This window comes from Synechococcus sp. WC10meta (assembly GCF_047461475.1).
The window spans coordinates 38281-53391 of record NZ_JANSHF010000001.1; the positions used below are offsets into that span (position 1 = coordinate 38281).

At 59.2% G+C, this 15111-nt stretch carries 14 protein-coding genes; 6 read left to right on the forward strand and 8 right to left on the reverse strand.

Annotation, left to right across the window (positions count from 1 at the left end; all coding sequences use genetic code 11):
• Positions 1–13: 13 nt before the first annotated feature.
• The 8 genes from glmS to rplI all read right to left on the reverse strand — a co-directional run bounded on the left by glmS (position 14) and on the right by rplI (position 9409).
• Positions 14–1861, reverse strand: a complete 1848-nt coding sequence (glmS, locus tag NW804_RS00240) for a glutamine--fructose-6-phosphate transaminase (isomerizing) (RefSeq protein WP_414422570.1) — start codon at positions 1859–1861, stop codon at positions 14–16.
• 73 nt (positions 1862–1934) lie between these two features.
• A complete protein-coding gene (locus NW804_RS00245) occupies positions 1935–3161 on the reverse strand; it encodes an MlaD family protein (RefSeq protein WP_414422670.1) in 1227 nt (408 codons plus the stop codon).
• Positions 3161–3898, reverse strand: coding sequence for an ABC transporter ATP-binding protein (locus tag NW804_RS00250; RefSeq protein ID WP_414395097.1), 738 nt, complete (start codon positions 3896–3898; stop codon positions 3161–3163). The genes NW804_RS00245 and NW804_RS00250 overlap by 1 nt, the downstream gene beginning before the upstream one ends.
• Before the next feature lie 256 nt (positions 3899–4154).
• On the reverse strand, positions 4155–4967 hold the full coding sequence (locus NW804_RS00255; protein ID WP_414422571.1) for a TerC family protein: 813 nt from the start codon (positions 4965–4967) through the stop codon (positions 4155–4157).
• Between the two features lie 242 nt (positions 4968–5209).
• A complete protein-coding gene (gene larB / locus NW804_RS00260; RefSeq protein WP_414422572.1) occupies positions 5210–6016 on the reverse strand; it encodes a nickel pincer cofactor biosynthesis protein LarB in 807 nt (268 codons plus the stop codon).
• Between the two features lie 20 nt (positions 6017–6036).
• Positions 6037–6933: a universal stress protein gene (locus tag NW804_RS00265; RefSeq protein ID WP_414422573.1), complete on the reverse strand. Its 897-nt coding sequence runs from the start codon at positions 6931–6933 to the stop codon at positions 6037–6039.
• Positions 6934–7061: 128 nt separating this feature from the next.
• The gene (gene dnaB / locus NW804_RS00270; RefSeq protein ID WP_414402224.1) at positions 7062–8819 is read right to left on the reverse strand and encodes a replicative DNA helicase; all 1758 of its coding nucleotides are present in this window, start codon (positions 8817–8819) and stop codon (positions 7062–7064) included.
• A 128-nt stretch (positions 8820–8947) separates the two neighbouring features.
• On the reverse strand, positions 8948–9409 hold the full coding sequence (gene rplI / locus NW804_RS00275; RefSeq protein ID WP_414346619.1) for a 50S ribosomal protein L9: 462 nt from the start codon (positions 9407–9409) through the stop codon (positions 8948–8950).
• A 344-nt stretch (positions 9410–9753) separates the two neighbouring features.
• On the opposite strand from rplI, the gene pstS reads away from it, so the two are divergent.
• The 6 genes from pstS (at position 9754) to NW804_RS00305 (ending at position 15105) form a co-directional block, all read left to right on the forward strand.
• Entirely contained in the window at positions 9754–10830 is a 1077-nt protein-coding gene (pstS, locus tag NW804_RS00280; protein WP_414422574.1) for a phosphate ABC transporter substrate-binding protein PstS, read from the forward strand.
• 24 nt (positions 10831–10854) lie between these two features.
• Positions 10855–11823, forward strand: coding sequence for a phosphate ABC transporter permease subunit PstC (pstC, locus tag NW804_RS00285; RefSeq protein WP_414422575.1), 969 nt, complete (start codon positions 10855–10857; stop codon positions 11821–11823).
• Between the two features lie 6 nt (positions 11824–11829).
• The gene (gene pstA / locus NW804_RS00290) at positions 11830–12729 is read left to right on the forward strand and encodes a phosphate ABC transporter permease PstA (protein ID WP_414422576.1); all 900 of its coding nucleotides are present in this window, start codon (positions 11830–11832) and stop codon (positions 12727–12729) included.
• A 34-nt stretch (positions 12730–12763) separates the two neighbouring features.
• Positions 12764–13591, forward strand: coding sequence for a phosphate ABC transporter ATP-binding protein PstB (gene pstB / locus NW804_RS00295; protein ID WP_414422577.1), 828 nt, complete (start codon positions 12764–12766; stop codon positions 13589–13591).
• Between the two features lie 65 nt (positions 13592–13656).
• On the forward strand, positions 13657–14484 hold the full coding sequence (locus tag NW804_RS00300) for a TlyA family RNA methyltransferase (protein WP_414410924.1): 828 nt from the start codon (positions 13657–13659) through the stop codon (positions 14482–14484).
• A 444-nt stretch (positions 14485–14928) separates the two neighbouring features.
• Positions 14929–15105 (forward strand): hypothetical protein, encoded by a 177-nt coding sequence (locus NW804_RS00305; protein WP_414420417.1) that lies wholly within the window; start codon positions 14929–14931, stop codon positions 15103–15105.
• Positions 15106–15111 lie beyond the last annotated feature (6 nt).

The following is a 15111-nucleotide window of genomic DNA, read 5'->3' on the forward strand; positions in this document are numbered from 1 at the left end:
CACCAAACGCTGCTCATTCAACCGTAACCGACTTGGCCAAGTTACGCGGCTGATCCACGTCGGCTCCCCGGCGGAGGGCCATGGCATAGGCAAACAACTGCAAGGGGATGACGTTCAAAACCGCTGACAGCAGAGGAGTGGTGCTGGGCACCTCGATGACGTGGTCGGCTTTCTCCCGCACCTGGGTATCTTCCGGGTTAATTAGAGCAATGACCCGCCCGCCCCGCGCCCGCACCTGCTCGATGTTGGAGAGCATTTTTTCGTAGACAGGATCGCGGGTGGCAATGCACACCACTGGCATGCGCTCGTCGATGAGAGCAATGGGGCCGTGCTTCATCTCCCCTGCTGGGTAGCCCTCGGCATGGATGTAGCTCACTTCTTTCATCTTTAGCGCCCCCTCTAGAGCAATGGGGGCATTGACCCAGCGGCCCAGGTAGAGCATGTCGGTGACATGGTGGTACTGTTCCGCCAGGTGGTCGTAGAGGGCGGCGTCTTTTAACAAGAGGCTGATCTTGGCTGGCAGCTCGATCAAAGCTTGCAGGTGGGGTTGGATCTGGGCTGGGCTGAGGATCCCTTTGGCCTGGGCAAGTTGCAGGGCCAGCAGGTACCCTGCCACCAACATGCCGGTAAAGACCTTGGTGGAAGCCACGGCGATCTCCGGCCCGGCGTGGATGTAGATAACCCCCGCATCCGCCAGGCGGGTGGCCTGGGATCCGATGGCGTTGACGATGGCTAGGGTGGGGATCCCTTGGCTGCGGGCCTCGCTCATGGCTGCCAGCGTATCCACCGTCTCCCCGGATTGAGTAAGAGCCAAAAGCAGGCTGTGGGGACGCAGCACCGGCTGGCGGTAGCGAAACTCGGAAGCGTAGTCCACCTGCACCGGGGTGCGGGCCAGGCTCTCAATGAAGTACTTGAGCACCAGGCAGGCGTGCCAGGCAGTGCCGCAGGCCACAGCGTGGATCTGCTCCACCTGAGCCAGTTGCACTTCTGTCAGGGCCAGCCCCTCCAAGTTCACCCGGCCTGCTTCCAGATCCACCCGCCCCCGCAGCGTCTCGGTGATGGTGCGCGGCTGCTCGTGGATCTCTTTTTGCATGAAGTGCTTGTAGCCGCCCTTGGCCGCCGAGACCGGATCCCAGGCCACGGTAAGGGGGGTTTTGCGCAGCTCCTCGCCGGTAATGCGCTGATAGCGCACGCTGGAGTCGGTGAGGATGGCCATCTCTCCATCTTCCAGAAACACCACCCTGCGGGTGTGGCGGATGATGGCAGGCAGATCTGAGGCCACAAAATTTTCCCCTTCCCCCTCCCCAATCACCACAGCCCCGGCATTGCCCAGGCGGGCGGCAATCAGCCGATCCGGCGCCTCCCGATCCAAAGCCACCACGGCATTTCCCCCCCGCAGCCGTCCCATCACTTTGCCAAAGGCCACCTCAAAGGATCCCAGCTCCTCGACGTAGAGGCCGAGCAGTTGGGCAATGACTTCGGTATCGGTTTGGGAGCGAAAGGTAACCCCTCGCCGCAGCAGCTCTTCCTTTAGCTCCAGGTAGTTCTCCACAATGCCGTTTTGAATAACCACGACGCGCCCCTGGACGTCGCAGTGGGGGTGGGCATTTTCTTCGCTAATGCCGCCGTGAGTGGCCCAGCGGGTATGCCCAATCCCCACCTTGGCTGTGGGCATGTTTGTAGTGAGTTTCACCACCAGGTTGTGCAGCTTGCCGGTGGCCCGCACGATCCTCAAGCCTTCTTCTGGATCCACGGTGGCAATGCCTGCGGAGTCATAGCCGCGATACTCCAAGGTGCGTAGGCCCTCCACCAGAATGGGGGCAGCCCACTGAAAGCCCACATAGCCGACAATGCCACACATTCCTCACACCTCAACCCTGGTCAACGGCGCGGCGTCCTATACCCGCAAAGCCTACCCCAGCTTCGGGATCCCTTCAATGGCTTTTGCCGCTGCTAGGGGAGCGGATCTCGGCAGGGATCTTGGCTTTCTCTTGGGGAACCGGCTGCTGCCCCATAGGGGCGAGGGTAAAAGAAACGGGCGCGACTTGGGCAGCAGCGGGCTGAATCCCGTTGTTGGAAGGGGCGCTGGAAACCAAGTTGCTCAGCCCCAACACCAGCTCTCGCAGGGCGCGGCGAAACTGGGGATCCCCGGTAAGCTCGTCGATGTCAGCCGTGATCTTTTGCACGTTCTGAAAGGAGATGCGGGCGGAGTCCAGGGTTTGGCGCAAGGTTGCTAGGGTGCCCGGGTCGCTTAGGGCAGCCGCAAGCTGCCGCAGATCCTCAGTGGCCTTGGCCGCGTTCTCCACCGTTACTCGTGCCCCTACTAGGATCTGGCGCACCTCCTCCTGCAGTTGCGGATCGGTAAGCAGCGGGCGAACCGCGCTCGACATCGCCTCCAGATCGGCGCTCACCTGCTGGATATTCTCTAGGGCGGCCTGGAGCGAGGCGCGATTTTCTAGAAGCAGGGCCGTGAACTGGTCGGCAGCCTCCTGGAGACTTGTGGCAGTTTGGCTCACTGCTCTAGCCGCCTTGGTAAATTCCAACAAGTCCAGATCTTCCGTGCGCAGGGCTGCCACCCGCTCTTCCAGGGTTTCCGAGAGGTTGGCCACGCTGTCGGCAGCGCGGGTGATCCCTTCTAGGGTGGCGTTAAGGGTGCTAAAAACCTCATCATCGTCAACCCGTGCAAGCAACCGCTCCAGGCGAATCAGCAACTGGCCAAAATCCACCCCCGGTGTGCCCTCCACCACATCGCCATCGCAGATGATTTGGCTGCGGTCGCAATCGGCAGCTAGGGGGGATCCCACTGCCCCCTCGACACTCCCCCTAGGCAAGATGTCCACCACCGTCTCCCCCACCAACCCTGTTTGCTGGGTAATAAACAGAGCATCGCGAGGGATGATCAAGGGCTGGTCGATGGCCACCTGGACCTCCACCTGAGCTGCCTGAGGCACGATGCGCTCCACCCGGCCCACAGCTACCCCCCGCAGCCGCACGCTAGAGCCCTCCGCCAGGCCGGCCACGCCGGGATAGGTAACGGTAAACCGAAAGCCGCGGCTGCCAAAGCGCAGGTTGTAGATCCACAGAAACAGCCCGGCAAAGATCAGAACCCCCGCCAAGATCAACAGGCCCACTGCCCCTTCTCGGATGGCTCGCGAACGCATCACACCTGCCCTGCCACTTGAATTGGCCCTTCTACACTACCGCTGAAGAATTGCCGCACAAAGGGGTTGTCGCTCGTCTCAATCTCTTGCACGGATCCCTCCCACTGCACCCGCCCCTGGGCCAAGAGCACAACGCGGTCGGTGGCACGGTAGATGGTGCTGTGCTGGTGGGTTACGACGATGTAGCTCTCGCAAGCTTTTTTCACCTGTTGCAGATCCCGGATGAGGTCTTCGATTACGGTGGAAGCAATGGGATCCAGGCCCGCTGTGGGCTCGTCGTAAAGCAGCAGTTGCGGCTCGTCTTGGGGCAGAGAGGGATCCTCTATGATGGCGCGGGCAAAGCTAGCCCGTTTGCGCATCCCCCCAGAGAGCTCTTCCGGCAGGCTGTTCTCCTTACCCGCCAGCCCCACCGCCTCCAGCTTGGCCGCCACCAGTTCCCGAATGCGGGCTCGCGGCAGCCGCGAGTGCTCGTAGAGCAAAAAACCGACGTTTTCCTCCACCGTTAGGGAGTCGAATAGAGCCGCTTGCTGAAATACCATGCCCAGCCGCAAAGGAGGAGTGCGGTGGCCGGCCTGAATCTCTGGCAAAGGAATACCGCACCAGAGCACTTCGCCAGCGTCGGGCTCCGTTAGGCCCGCGATGATGCGCAACAGGGTCGACTTGCCAGTACCGGAAGGCCCCACCAGTCCTAGGGCATCGCCCCGGTACACTTTGAGGTCAATCCGATCCAGCACCACCGTAGCCCCAAAGCGCTTAGAGACCTGCCGCAGCTCTACCAGAGGGATCGGCTCGTCTACCTTGGCTGGAGAGTGTCCACCCTCTACCCCTGCTGGGGGCTTCTGGTGGTTGTCCTTGCTTGTGGCAATGGCTTGCTGGCAGCACTTTGTCCACCACTTCCGGCAAAACTGCGGAATCAGGGTACGTTCCTCCGGTGGCTTGCCTCCACTGCTAGTCTACAAGGCCCTTCCCCTGCCCGGACAACCTGCTGGCGATTTAGTCCAACTGTAGCTCGGCGGCAGACTCCACTTCAGCAAGAGCGGCTAAGCCGGCAGGGATCTCCTCTGTTAAACGGGGCAGAGCCGAATCTGGCTGGGCCACGGCTGGGGGAGAAGGACTGCGGCGCTGGGAGAAGCCCCAGACAAACACAGGGAACACAGCCACCACCATTCCCCAGTCCGGGATCTCGATCTGGGGGAAGAACACCTCCAGCAGCATGAGGCTTCCCACTAGGGCGATGATGGCAAAGGCAGCATCTTCCAGGCGGGAAAACTCATCCAGCCAGCGCAAGAACAAAGAGGCCATGTAGCGCATCAGGGTAATGCCGAGGATGCCGCCAAGGATGATCACCCACGCCTTGCGGGAGACGGCCACGGAAGCAGCAATGCTGTCGAAGGAAAACACAAGGTCGGTGAGCTCCACCATGACCAGCGTTTGCCAAAAATTGGCCTGGCGAGTGATGTCCTGTGCTGGGCCTTCTTCTTCCCCGCGAAAATGTTGCCAGGCCAGCCAGAGCAGGTAGCAGGCCCCCAAGAATCGCGCGGGCGGGTACTCGACCAACCACACCGCTGCAAACACGATGGCAATACGAAAGCCATAGGCGCCGACGATGCCCCAGCGCAAAGCCCGGTTCTGCTGCTGGGGGGTGGGCAAATGCTTGACCAAAGCAGCCAAGGCGACAGCGTTATCGGCAGAGAGGGCTGCTTCCAAAAACACCAGAGCCACCACCAAAAAGAGATCCGCCCAACTAAAGGACTGAATTATCCCTTGAACAAGAGCCACAGCGGTGTCTATTGCCTTGATTGACATAGCAGCGAGCTTCCTGTGCTCCGGTCAAAGAGTCGTTCGTCCCGTGCAGCCAACCCCAGACTGCTATCCTACGTCCATAACCCCCCTTTCGGAAGATTTTTGTGGTCGTTGAGGAAGCGCCCCAAGAAGGGTAGCTGGAGAAAGGCTCGACCCCTCAGCTTCCTCCCAGCGGAGAAATTCAAAGCTCCAGCATAGCTATGGCCCGAGTATAGCTTGTCCAGCTCAGGATCGTTTTACATTTCTTAACCTTCCCTATCTCCAGGGGTTGCAGGCGAAGGCAATCGCGTCGCTAGCCGCTGTCCACAGCGCAGGATCTGGCCTGCCAAAATGGCCGCCCCAAAGCCGTTGTCGATGTTCACTACTCCCACTCCCGCCGCACAGGAGTTGAGCATGGTCAGTAGGGCAGCCAAGCCCTGGAAGCTGGCCCCGTAGCCAACGCTGGTGGGCACAGCGATTACCGGACAGTCTGCCAGGCCCGCCACCACGCTGGCCAAGGCTCCCTCCATGCCTGCCACTACAATGAGCACATCGGCTTCCAGAGCGGCGCGGTGGTGCAGCAGGCGGTGGATCCCGGCCACTCCCACATCCCAGAGGCGGTTGACCTGAAACCCGGAGAGCTCGGCGGTGAGAGCGGCCTCTTCAGCCACCGGCACGTCGGCAGTGCCAGCGGAGATCACGCTAATCTGGCCGGGATAGCTATGCACCTTTTGGGGAGGGATCCAGCACAAGCGCGCTACAGGAGAATACTGGGCCTGGGGCAAGCAGCAGCGAACTTGGGCGTAGACCGAGGGATCGACGCGGGTGGCCAAAGCTAGGGATCCCTGGCGGTGCAGCCGCTCCAGAATCTGGGCAATCTGCTCGGGAGTTTTGCCCGGCCCCCACACGGCTTCGGGAAAGCCGGTGCGCAGAAGGCGATGGTGATCCACACGGGCGAAGTCTCCTACCGCCTCAAAAGGCAGGAAGCGACAGGCTTGCAGGGCCTGCTCGGGAGAGAGCTTCCCCTGAGCCACCGCCTGGAACAGTTCCTTCAAGGTTTGGTCAAGCGGCATAGAAGGGGGGTTGGGCAGCTCTACTGCGCTAAGGAACCGCGCGGGAAAAACAACACCGGATGCCAACTTTGCCGTAGAATCTCGCCGGTGAGGCTACGGATTGACCACTCCCAAAAGGTCCCCACCCGTGGGGAGGCGGTGGCAATGGCGGTCATGTCCTCCTCAGCAGCGGTGGCTAGGATTTCCTGAAGCGGGGATCCCACCCGCACCAAGGCCCGCAACTGCACCGGTTTTACCTGCTCGGCCAGCGGTTCGACTAACCGGGCCAAGTCGGCCTCGGCCCTGCGCTTGAGCTCTTCTGCCGGCGATCCCTGGTTGCGGCGGGCGCTGGGATCCACCACATAGAGCAGCGTAATGGCCTGACACTGGGAAGTTCCTGGCAGCAGTTGGCCAAGACGGCTGAGGAGCTGCCGGCGGGGCTCCTCAAAGTCAAAAGGCACTAGGAGGGAGCGAAATAGGTGGCGGCTGCGCAGGCGCAATTCTTCCAGAGTAAAGGCGGCGATGAGTTGCGGACGCATCACCATTACCGGGATGGTCAGCTTCGGCAGCAGCTCCAAGGTGGTGCTTCCAAACAGTTTTTCGGTGAGCAGATTGTGGATCCCCATGCCTGTGATTAGCAAGTCGGAGCTGCAGGTTTGGATCCCTCTTAAAATCAGATCCACCGCCTTGCCCGCCTGCACCAAGACTTTGACTTCCAGCCCTGCAGGAACGGCGCTCAACACCTCTTGTAAGCGAGCCTGTTGCGCCTGCACTTTGGGGGTGAGGTCTTCGGGAAGGCCAATGTCGTCGTCCTGCCGAGCGACGCTATGCACAAAGGCAACGCGCTCAATCCCATTCAGGTAAAGCTCTTCTAGGCATTTGCCAAAACGCTGCAGTCCATCGCGGCAATCGGTGGCGATCAACAGGCTTTTGAACATATGGCTTTAGGCAGAGGGAGGTAGCCAGCAACAGCGACCTGCCCTAGGGGGGCAATCTCAGGCTAACACCTCGCACCCCGGACCTGTCCTTGAAAGGAGTCCCGATCTACTTCTGCTGCGGCTTTCGCTCACCGATAGGGATCCGCCAAGTTGCGAAACTGGGTGTACTGGCTTTCAAACAAAAGGCGCACCGTGCCCGTGGGGCCGTTGCGGTGTTTGGCAACAATTACCTCCGCAATTCCGCGATCGCTGGTGTTGGGATCGTAGTACTCGGGCCGGTAGATCATCATCACCACGTCGGCATCCTGCTCGATGCTGTTGTGCACCAGCAGGCCGTTGGCCACAAAGTTGTGGTGGCGGGGCATCTCGATGTCGTAAACCGGTTGCGGCTCCCCCGGCTCGCTAATGAAGACGACGGGATCCCAGATCAACCCCTCCTGCACCACCACCGCCACCTCCTCCTCCAGTTGCAGCTCGTCGAGGGTTTTCCAGCCGTCCCGAGTTAGGAAGGGGTGGTTGCCAGTGGCACGAATGGAAAAGTTGAGGCGGGTTTTTAGAAGACATGTGGGCTGCCGCCCACTGCAAAATACCCTCACTGGCTGTTGGGGCACCAGCCGCCCGCGCCCATTGAGGCTAAGCAGGCGCGGCAGTTCTGCTGAAGGCGGCAGGGCTGCCAGTTGCTCCAGCCGCCAGATCTTGCCGCGATCCACGTCCCTCACGCGGGTATCGCCGGCTAGACAACCCGACTCCCGCAAATCTGCCAGTTGCGGACGCTTGTCTGAGCGCGACTCCACTGCCCGGCTGAGCTGAGATAGCACCAGCACCGGCACCATCAGCTCTTTGGCTAGCGCCTTGAGGCCGCGGGTAATGCGCGACAATTCCTGCACCCGGTTGTCGGACTCAGATCCCTGGATGAGCTGCAAGTAGTCGATCAACACCAACCCCAACGTCCCTCCTTGCTCCACCTGCAGACGCCGCGCCTTAGAGCGAATTTCTGTAACCGTGCAGTTGGGCGTGTCGTCGATAAACAAAGGCAGTTGCGACAAAAAGCCAATCGCCTGCCCCAGGCGTTGCCACTCATTCTCGCTGATGCGCCCGGATCGCAGACGGCTACTATCAATGCGCGCCTCGCTGGCCAAGAGCCGCTGCACCAGTTGCTCCCGCGACATCTCCAGGCTGAAGATGGCCACCGGTTGCTTGACGTAGGCAGCCACATTTTGGGCAATGTTAAGAGCCAGGCTGGTCTTTCCCATCGAGGGACGGCCGGCTAGGATGACCAAATCCGACCGCTGCAAGCCCTGGGTCAGGTTGTCGAGGTCAATGAATTTGGTCGGGATCCCAGGGATCTGAGCCCCGCTCTGGAACCTCTCCTCCAACTCTGAGAAGATGTTTACCAAAACTTCCGAGGCTGGAACAAGGCTGCGCTGTACCCGTTCTTGGGTGAGGCTGAACACCTCTTGCTCGGCTCGATCCAGGAGCTGAGGGAGAGGCTGGCTAGTGTCGTAGGCCAGACGCGCCAAGGTGTTGCTGACCTGAATCAGCCGGCGGCGCATGTATTTGTCCACCACCAGACGGGCATACTGGTCAATGTTGACACTGCTAACCGTCTGCTCCACTAGGCGGCGAATTGCCGCCGTTCCTCCCACTCGCTCCAAGAGCTGGTGATCTGCCAACCAGGCAGAAACAGTGGTCAGGTCAGTGGGCTGGCCCTGGCTGTACAACTGCAGAGCAGCTCGGTAGATCTCCTGGTGGGCGGAGAGGTAGAACATCTCAGGCCGCAAGAGCTCCGCCACCCGCGCCATCGCCTCAGGGTCAAGGAGGATGCCGCCCAAGATCTCCTCCTCCGCTTCTATGTTCTGAGGCGGAAGCCGATCCCCACCGGTCAGGTCGTAATCGCTAATCACCACCAGCCAGGGTAGAAAAACCAAGCTCTCCCCCGCTTTCCGACTGCTAGGCTGCACACCCTAGCGCAGCGGGCCAAGTGGGCATAGCCGTCTGAACCAGAACCTCTTTTCTACTCAGGCGTGACCTGAATGCGCAGCGTAGCGGTAACCTCGGGGTGTAACTTCACCTGCACCAGGTAAACCCCAGTTTTCCTAATCTCCTCATTGAGCAAGACGTTACGGCGGTCGATATCGAGGCCACTGGTAGCCAGCACCACCTCGGCAATATCGCTGGCAGTTACCTGTCCAAAGAGCAGGTCTTTTTCGCCCACCTTCTTGCGGATGACAAAACGGCCAATCGTCTCCAAAGCCTTTTTGTAGTTTTCCGCCTGTTGCTTCTCAGCCAGCTTGCGGGCTGCTTCCTGCTCCCGCCGCATCTGCTGCTCCTTGAGAAGTCCAGGCGTAAGCCGCACCGCCATCTGCCGCGGGAAAAGGTAGTTGCGGGCATAGCCCGGCCTGACACTCACCACCTCTCCCGGCTTGCCGAGCCCAGGAACCGCCTGGCGCAGCATCACCTGCACATCTTTTGCCATAGGAGGAAGGCACCCACTCTCTTGACAGCCTTCTATTCTAGGCATTCCCCCGACCAATGTCAGCCCAGCCCCAGCCTCCCCCTGGGGTCTCTACCCTGGTTAAGCCCGACAGTCGCGACCTCGGCTGCTGGGCCTAGAAATAACCTGAATTTAACCTCTTGTTAACCAAAAAAGGGTTGACCTTACGTTACATTTAACGGCTGAGTTGCAAGGGTTGGGGTCTCAACGAGATCCTGTGCTTTCTTCGGCCCGGTGGACTGAACTCTTGGAGTTAGGTTTCGCAGTTGCAGCTTTTTGACCTGGGCTAGGACACGCTCTTCAGTGGAGAGATCTTCTGTATCTGTATGTTGATGTCGCATTCCTTGAGTCGTCGTTCTTTCCTCAAGTCCTTGTCGGCAGTTGCTGCTGGTTTTGCGGCAAGTCAGGCCGGCTGGCAGCGAGCGTTTGCCCAGCAGAAGACGATAATCAACGGCGCTGGAGCTACCTTCCCGGCCCCCCTCTACCAAAAGTGGGCCCAAGAATTTGGCAAGAAAAACCCCAACATCCAAGTCAACTACCAATCGGTGGGAAGCGGCGCTGGCCGTCGGCAATTTGTGGCCCGCACTGTCGACTTCGGCGCCACCGATAGCGTGCCGCGTCCTGAGGAGATTAGCCAGATTGAGGGTGCAGCCAAACCTCCCAAGGGCATGGTGGCCGTGCCTATGGTGGGCGGGGCAGTGGTGGCAGCCTATAACGTCCCCGGCGTAGGTCCTGAAATTCGCCTCTCTCGCCTGGCGCTGGTCAATATCTTCCTGGGCAAGATCAAGAACTGGAACGATCCGCTGCTGGCTGGCCTTAACCCAGGCGTGACTTTCCCAGATCTGCCGATTACTGTTGTGCACCGCTCTGATGGCAGTGGCACCACCGACATCTTTACCACCCACCTCAACGCCATTAGCCCCGAATGGCGGCAAAAAGTGGGCCGTGGCTCTTCCGTGAACTGGCCAACTGGCGTGGGAGCTCGCGGTAACGAAGGCGTTTCTGAACAAATCAAGCAGATTCCTGGCTCAATCGGCTATGTGGAGTACGGCTTTGCTAAGCTCAACAACCTAAATATCGCTCGCCTGGAAAACCGGGCAGGCAAGTTCGTCACCCCCAAAGTTGAGACGGAGCAGGCAGCGCTGGCGAGAATCAAGCTCGACGAGCGGCTGCTGGGGGTTGACCCAGATCCCGCAGGGGAAGACTCCTACCCCATTGTGGGCTACACGTGGATCTTGGCTTACAAAGCCTACCCCAAAGCTGAAACCTCCAAGGCTGTCAAAGAGTTTCTTCGCTACGGCCTCACCGAAGGGCAATCCTTTGCGGAGCCGCTGGGCTATGTGCCTTTGCCGGAGGAAACGCGGAAGAAAGCTCTGGCTGCCCTGGAAAGCATCACTCCGTAGAGGTTTGTACCCCCTACCCAGCAGATGACCACTACCTTTTCGGAGAGCAGTTCTCTATTTCGGCCCCGGCCCGTCTTCCAGCGCTGGCGCGACTGGCTATTTATTTGGGCAACGCGGATCGCCGTCTTTTTCTCGGCTTTCCTACTGTTGTGGATTGCCCTGGAGATTGGGATTCAGGCGCTACCTGCCATTCGGAAGTTCGGGCTGGGCTTTTTCTGGGGCACCACCTGGGATCCTGTTGTGAACAACTACGGTGCTTGGCCCCAGATCTACGGCACACTGGTAACTTCTCTGATTGCTCTGATCGTGGGCGTTCCCTTAAGCTTTGGCATCTCCATCTTTTTGAGCGAGGACTTTTTGCCTAAGTCCTTGCGCACGGCCTTGATCATTGTGGTGGAGCTGCTGGCAGCCATTCCCAGTGTGGTCTACGGCATTTGGGGGTTGTTTATCTTCATCCCCTTCTTCCGCCCTGTACAGATGTTTTTGTTCCAGCACTTCAACTGGCTGCCCATTTTCAGCACACCACCAGTAGGGCCTGGGATGCTGACAGCGGGGGTTGTCTTGGGGATCATGATCATCCCCATCATTACTGCCATCGCCAGGGAAGTGCTGGTGTCCGTTCCGCCAGAGTTGCGGGCGGCTGCCTATGCGATGGGAGCCACTCGCTGGGAAGCCATCTTTGGTGTCGTGCTGCCGGCAGCAATTGGCGGCCTCCTGGGAGCGGTGGTTTTGGGTTTGGGACGCGCCCTAGGGGAGACGATGGCAGTAGCGATGCTGATTGGGAATGCCCGCGGCATTAGCATCTCGCTTCTGGCTCCTGCCAGCAACATCCCAGCCCTATTGGCCAACGAGTTTGCGGAAGCGGGCCCTGAGCAGGTTGCAGCACTTATGTATGTGGCCTTGATTCTGTTAGCCATCACTCTGGTGGTTAACATTGCGGCGGAGTTGATGATACGCCGTGTCAAGTTTGCGCTAACAGCTTCGCGGGAGTAGAGAAACATGACGGCGCAAGTGCAGGCGACAGAGCAAGGCAATTTGTTTAAGCGCAGAGCGAAGCCCTGGCAGCGCATCTTCTTGGATGTAGGAATGACAGCGCTGACAGCTACCTCCAGCATCTTCGCCATTTTTGTGCTGGCTCTCATCCTCTACTACGTTTTCACCAGGGGCATCGAGCGCCTGAGCTGGCAGACGCTGACCCAGCTTCCCCCTCCTCCGGGCGATCAGGCGGGCGGATTTGGCAATGCGGTGCTGGGGACGATTATTGTGGTGTCGATTGCTATCTCCATCACATTCCCCATTGGTCTATTCGCAGCCATCTATCTCTCGGAGTTTGGCAAAAACAGCCCCGCGGCCTCCTTTCTGCGCTTCATTATCAAGGTGTTGACGGGGGTTCCCTCCATCATTGCCGGGGTGTTTGCCTATGGGGTGCTGGTGCTTTCCACCAAAACCTTCTCGGCCCTTGCCGGCGGGATGGCTCTATCGGTGCTGACCCTGCCTATCATCATTTTGTCCTGTGAAGAGGCGCTGCGCCTGGTGCCGGCCGATACGCGGGCTGCTGCCTATGCGTTGGGGGCTTCGCGAGTGCAGACGGTGTTTCGCGTGGTGTTGCCAGCGGCTCTGCCGGTGATCCTGACGGGGGTGACGTTGGCCATTGCCCGCGCTGCAGGTGAGACGGCGCCCCTGATCTTCACGGCTTTGTTTAGCTTTCTCTGGCCCAGCGGTTTGTTGAAGCCAGTGGCCTCGCTGGCTGTGTTGATCTACAACTTTGCCCTTGTCCCCTTTGAAAACCAGCAGAAGCTTGCCTGGGGAGGGGCTTTGGCTCTGGTGATTTTGGCCCTGATCACCACCGTCAGTTTCCGACTCCTTGTGAGTCGTCGCCAAGAAGCCATCACCATCTAAGCCTTGCAGCGACGTTATCTTTTTCAACACTCCTATGCGCTCTCCACTCTCTGACCAGTCGGGCTCTCCTGAGCAATCCACCCGGTTGGAGGTTGAACTAGAGACGCGGGATCTGAGCGTCTACTACGGCTCCCACCTGGCGGTTAAGCAGGTTTCCCTGAAGATCCCGAAAAATCACATCACAGCCTTCATTGGCCCCTCAGGTTGCGGCAAGAGCACTATTTTGCGCTGCTTCAACCGCATGAATGACTTAATCCCAGGGGCAAGGGTAGAAGGCTCCGTTATCTTCCACGGGAAAAACATCTACGACCCGGATGTGGATCCCTCTGAGGTGCGGCGGCGGATTGGCCTAGTGTTTCAGAAGCCCAACCCCTTCCCCAAATCCATCTACGACAACATTGCCTTTGGGCCCCGGATTAATGGCTACCAGGGGGATCTGGACGAGCTCGTGGAGCGGGCACTGCGCCAGGCCGTTCTCTGGGATGAGGTGAAAGATAAGTTGAGGATGAGCGCCCTTTCCCTCTCCGGTGGACAACAGCAGCGCCTCTGCATTGCCCGCACCCTGGCCATTCAGCCGGAGGTAATTCTAATGGACGAGCCTTGCTCCTCGCTGGATCCTATTTCTACGCTGCGCATTGAGGAGCTGCTTAAGGAATTGGGCCGTCGCTACACGATCATCATCGTCACCCACAACATGCAGCAGGCAGCTCGCGTGTCCGACTTCACTGCCTTCTTCAACACTGAACTTGACGAGAGAGGGATCCGCTACGGACGAATGGTAGAGTTTGACCGCACCGAGAAGATCTTCAACTCTCCCGCCAACCGCGAGACGGAAGAGTATGTGAGCGGGCGCTTTGGCTAAGTCGCGGCTGACAGAAGGGATCCCGGTCGTCTATCTTGATGGAGTGGAAGGCCAGTGGCTAGTGCATGGCCGAGCGAGTCCGCCTGGATACCTGGCTGGTGGAGCGAGGGTATTTTTCTTCGCGCCAGCAGGCGCAGCGGGCTATCTTGGCGGGAGAAGTCTTCCTCAACGGAGTACGGGCGGAAAAAGCCGGAACTTGGGTAAGCGGAGATCCTGTAGTCCACATCCAGGCCAAGTCTGCTTTTGTCTCGCGAGGAGGAGAAAAGCTTCAGGGGGCACTGCAAGCTTTTCCCATTCAAGTCCAGGGTCGCATCTGTTTGGATGCTGGCATCTCCACTGGGGGCTTCACCGATTGCCTCCTGCAACGAGGGGCGCAGCGGGTCTATGGGGTGGATGTGGGCTATGGCCAATTGGCCTGGTCTTTGCGAACCGACCCGCGGGTAATCCTTAAGGAACGAACCAACTTGCGCTATCTTCAGCCGGCCGATCTCTACGGAACCGAGGTGCCCACTCCCAACTGGCCGGATCTGGCAGTGGTGGATCTCTCCTTTATTTCCCTGACTAAGGTGTTGGATCCTCTGTGGAAGCTGTTGCGCTCGCCGCGGGAAGCCTTGCTGCTAGTCAAGCCGCAGTTTGAGGCGGGCCGAGGCCAGGTGGGCAAAAGGGGGGTAGTGCGGGATCCGGCTATCCACGCTCGCGTGCTCCAGACGGTGATGCAGGCGGCAGTGAGTCGCGGTTGGCGGGTGCAGGGCTATACGTGGTCGCCTATCACTGGCCCTGCCGGCAACATCGAGTACTGGCTATGGCTTGCTGAAGGGGAAGGGATCCCTCTCCCCGACCTCGGTGCACTTCAGCAGATGAGCGAGCGGGCAAGAGCAGCTCTGTGCCCGTAGCTCCGCGCTGAGCTAAAACCCGGGGTAGACTTGACCTTGGCGGCGCTGGAACTGAAAAAAACAGGGGCACGCTGGTAGCAGATTGCTGGTGTCAAATCCAACTTGACGGAGGGAGGGAATCGCCGCCTCAATGGGTTGCAGGATTCACCACGGGTCATTTGAAGAAGCCTAAGCGGGCTCGAGCCAATTTTGCAACAAGAGTTTACGAAAATCCAGAGCTTTTTGCCTTAGTCTGTAACTCTTAACGCTCTTCTCATAGAGGCAGTGCTAGACTTCTCTTACCCAGTTAAAGCCTAGCTAACCTACCCTCGAGCGCTCGGTTACTGAACCTCGAGAAGGGGTTGAGTTTGTTGCCTCTAGTTTTTGCCTAGCTTTGCCACTGTTTGCAGCAAGGTTAAGTCCTGTTCTTAAGTCTTTTTGAGGAGGAGTTGGAGGGACGCTGGGATGAACTATCAGACGGTCTGGATCAAGGAGGAGACCCGCAACCACCAGGGTCATTTTATCCCGCAATCGGAGTACATCCTAGTCGATGCTAACTGCAACGGCTGGGCGCTCATTTGTGCGGACAATGCCCGCTGCTACTACGTAGATCCTGAAGCCCTTCAGTTTGAGTCAGGCTGAGGCTTG

Bases quoted from the DNA above. Each gene is read 5' to 3' on its own strand.
- glmS (WP_414422570.1), bottom strand. From the start codon at position 1,861: ATGTGTGGCATTGTCGGCTATGTGGGCTTTCAGTGGGCTGCCCCCATT.
- NW804_RS00245 (WP_414422670.1), bottom strand. From the start codon at position 3,161: ATGCGTTCGCGAGCCATCCGAGAAGGGGCAGTGGGCCTGTTGATCTTG.
- NW804_RS00255 (WP_414422571.1), bottom strand. From the start codon at position 4,967: ATGTCAATCAAGGCAATAGACACCGCTGTGGCTCTTGTTCAAGGGATA.
- larB (WP_414422572.1), bottom strand. From the start codon at position 6,016: ATGCCGCTTGACCAAACCTTGAAGGAACTGTTCCAGGCGGTGGCTCAG.
- NW804_RS00265 (WP_414422573.1), bottom strand. From the start codon at position 6,933: ATGTTCAAAAGCCTGTTGATCGCCACCGATTGCCGCGATGGACTGCAG.
- rplI (WP_414346619.1), bottom strand. From the start codon at position 9,409: ATGGCAAAAGATGTGCAGGTGATGCTGCGCCAGGCGGTTCCTGGGCTC.
- pstS (WP_414422574.1), top strand. From the start codon at position 9,754: ATGTTGATGTCGCATTCCTTGAGTCGTCGTTCTTTCCTCAAGTCCTTG.
- pstC (WP_414422575.1), top strand. From the start codon at position 10,855: ATGACCACTACCTTTTCGGAGAGCAGTTCTCTATTTCGGCCCCGGCCC.
- pstA (WP_414422576.1), top strand. From the start codon at position 11,830: ATGACGGCGCAAGTGCAGGCGACAGAGCAAGGCAATTTGTTTAAGCGC.
- pstB (WP_414422577.1), top strand. From the start codon at position 12,764: ATGCGCTCTCCACTCTCTGACCAGTCGGGCTCTCCTGAGCAATCCACC.
- NW804_RS00300 (WP_414410924.1), top strand. From the start codon at position 13,657: ATGGCCGAGCGAGTCCGCCTGGATACCTGGCTGGTGGAGCGAGGGTAT.
- NW804_RS00305 (WP_414420417.1), top strand. From the start codon at position 14,929: ATGAACTATCAGACGGTCTGGATCAAGGAGGAGACCCGCAACCACCAG.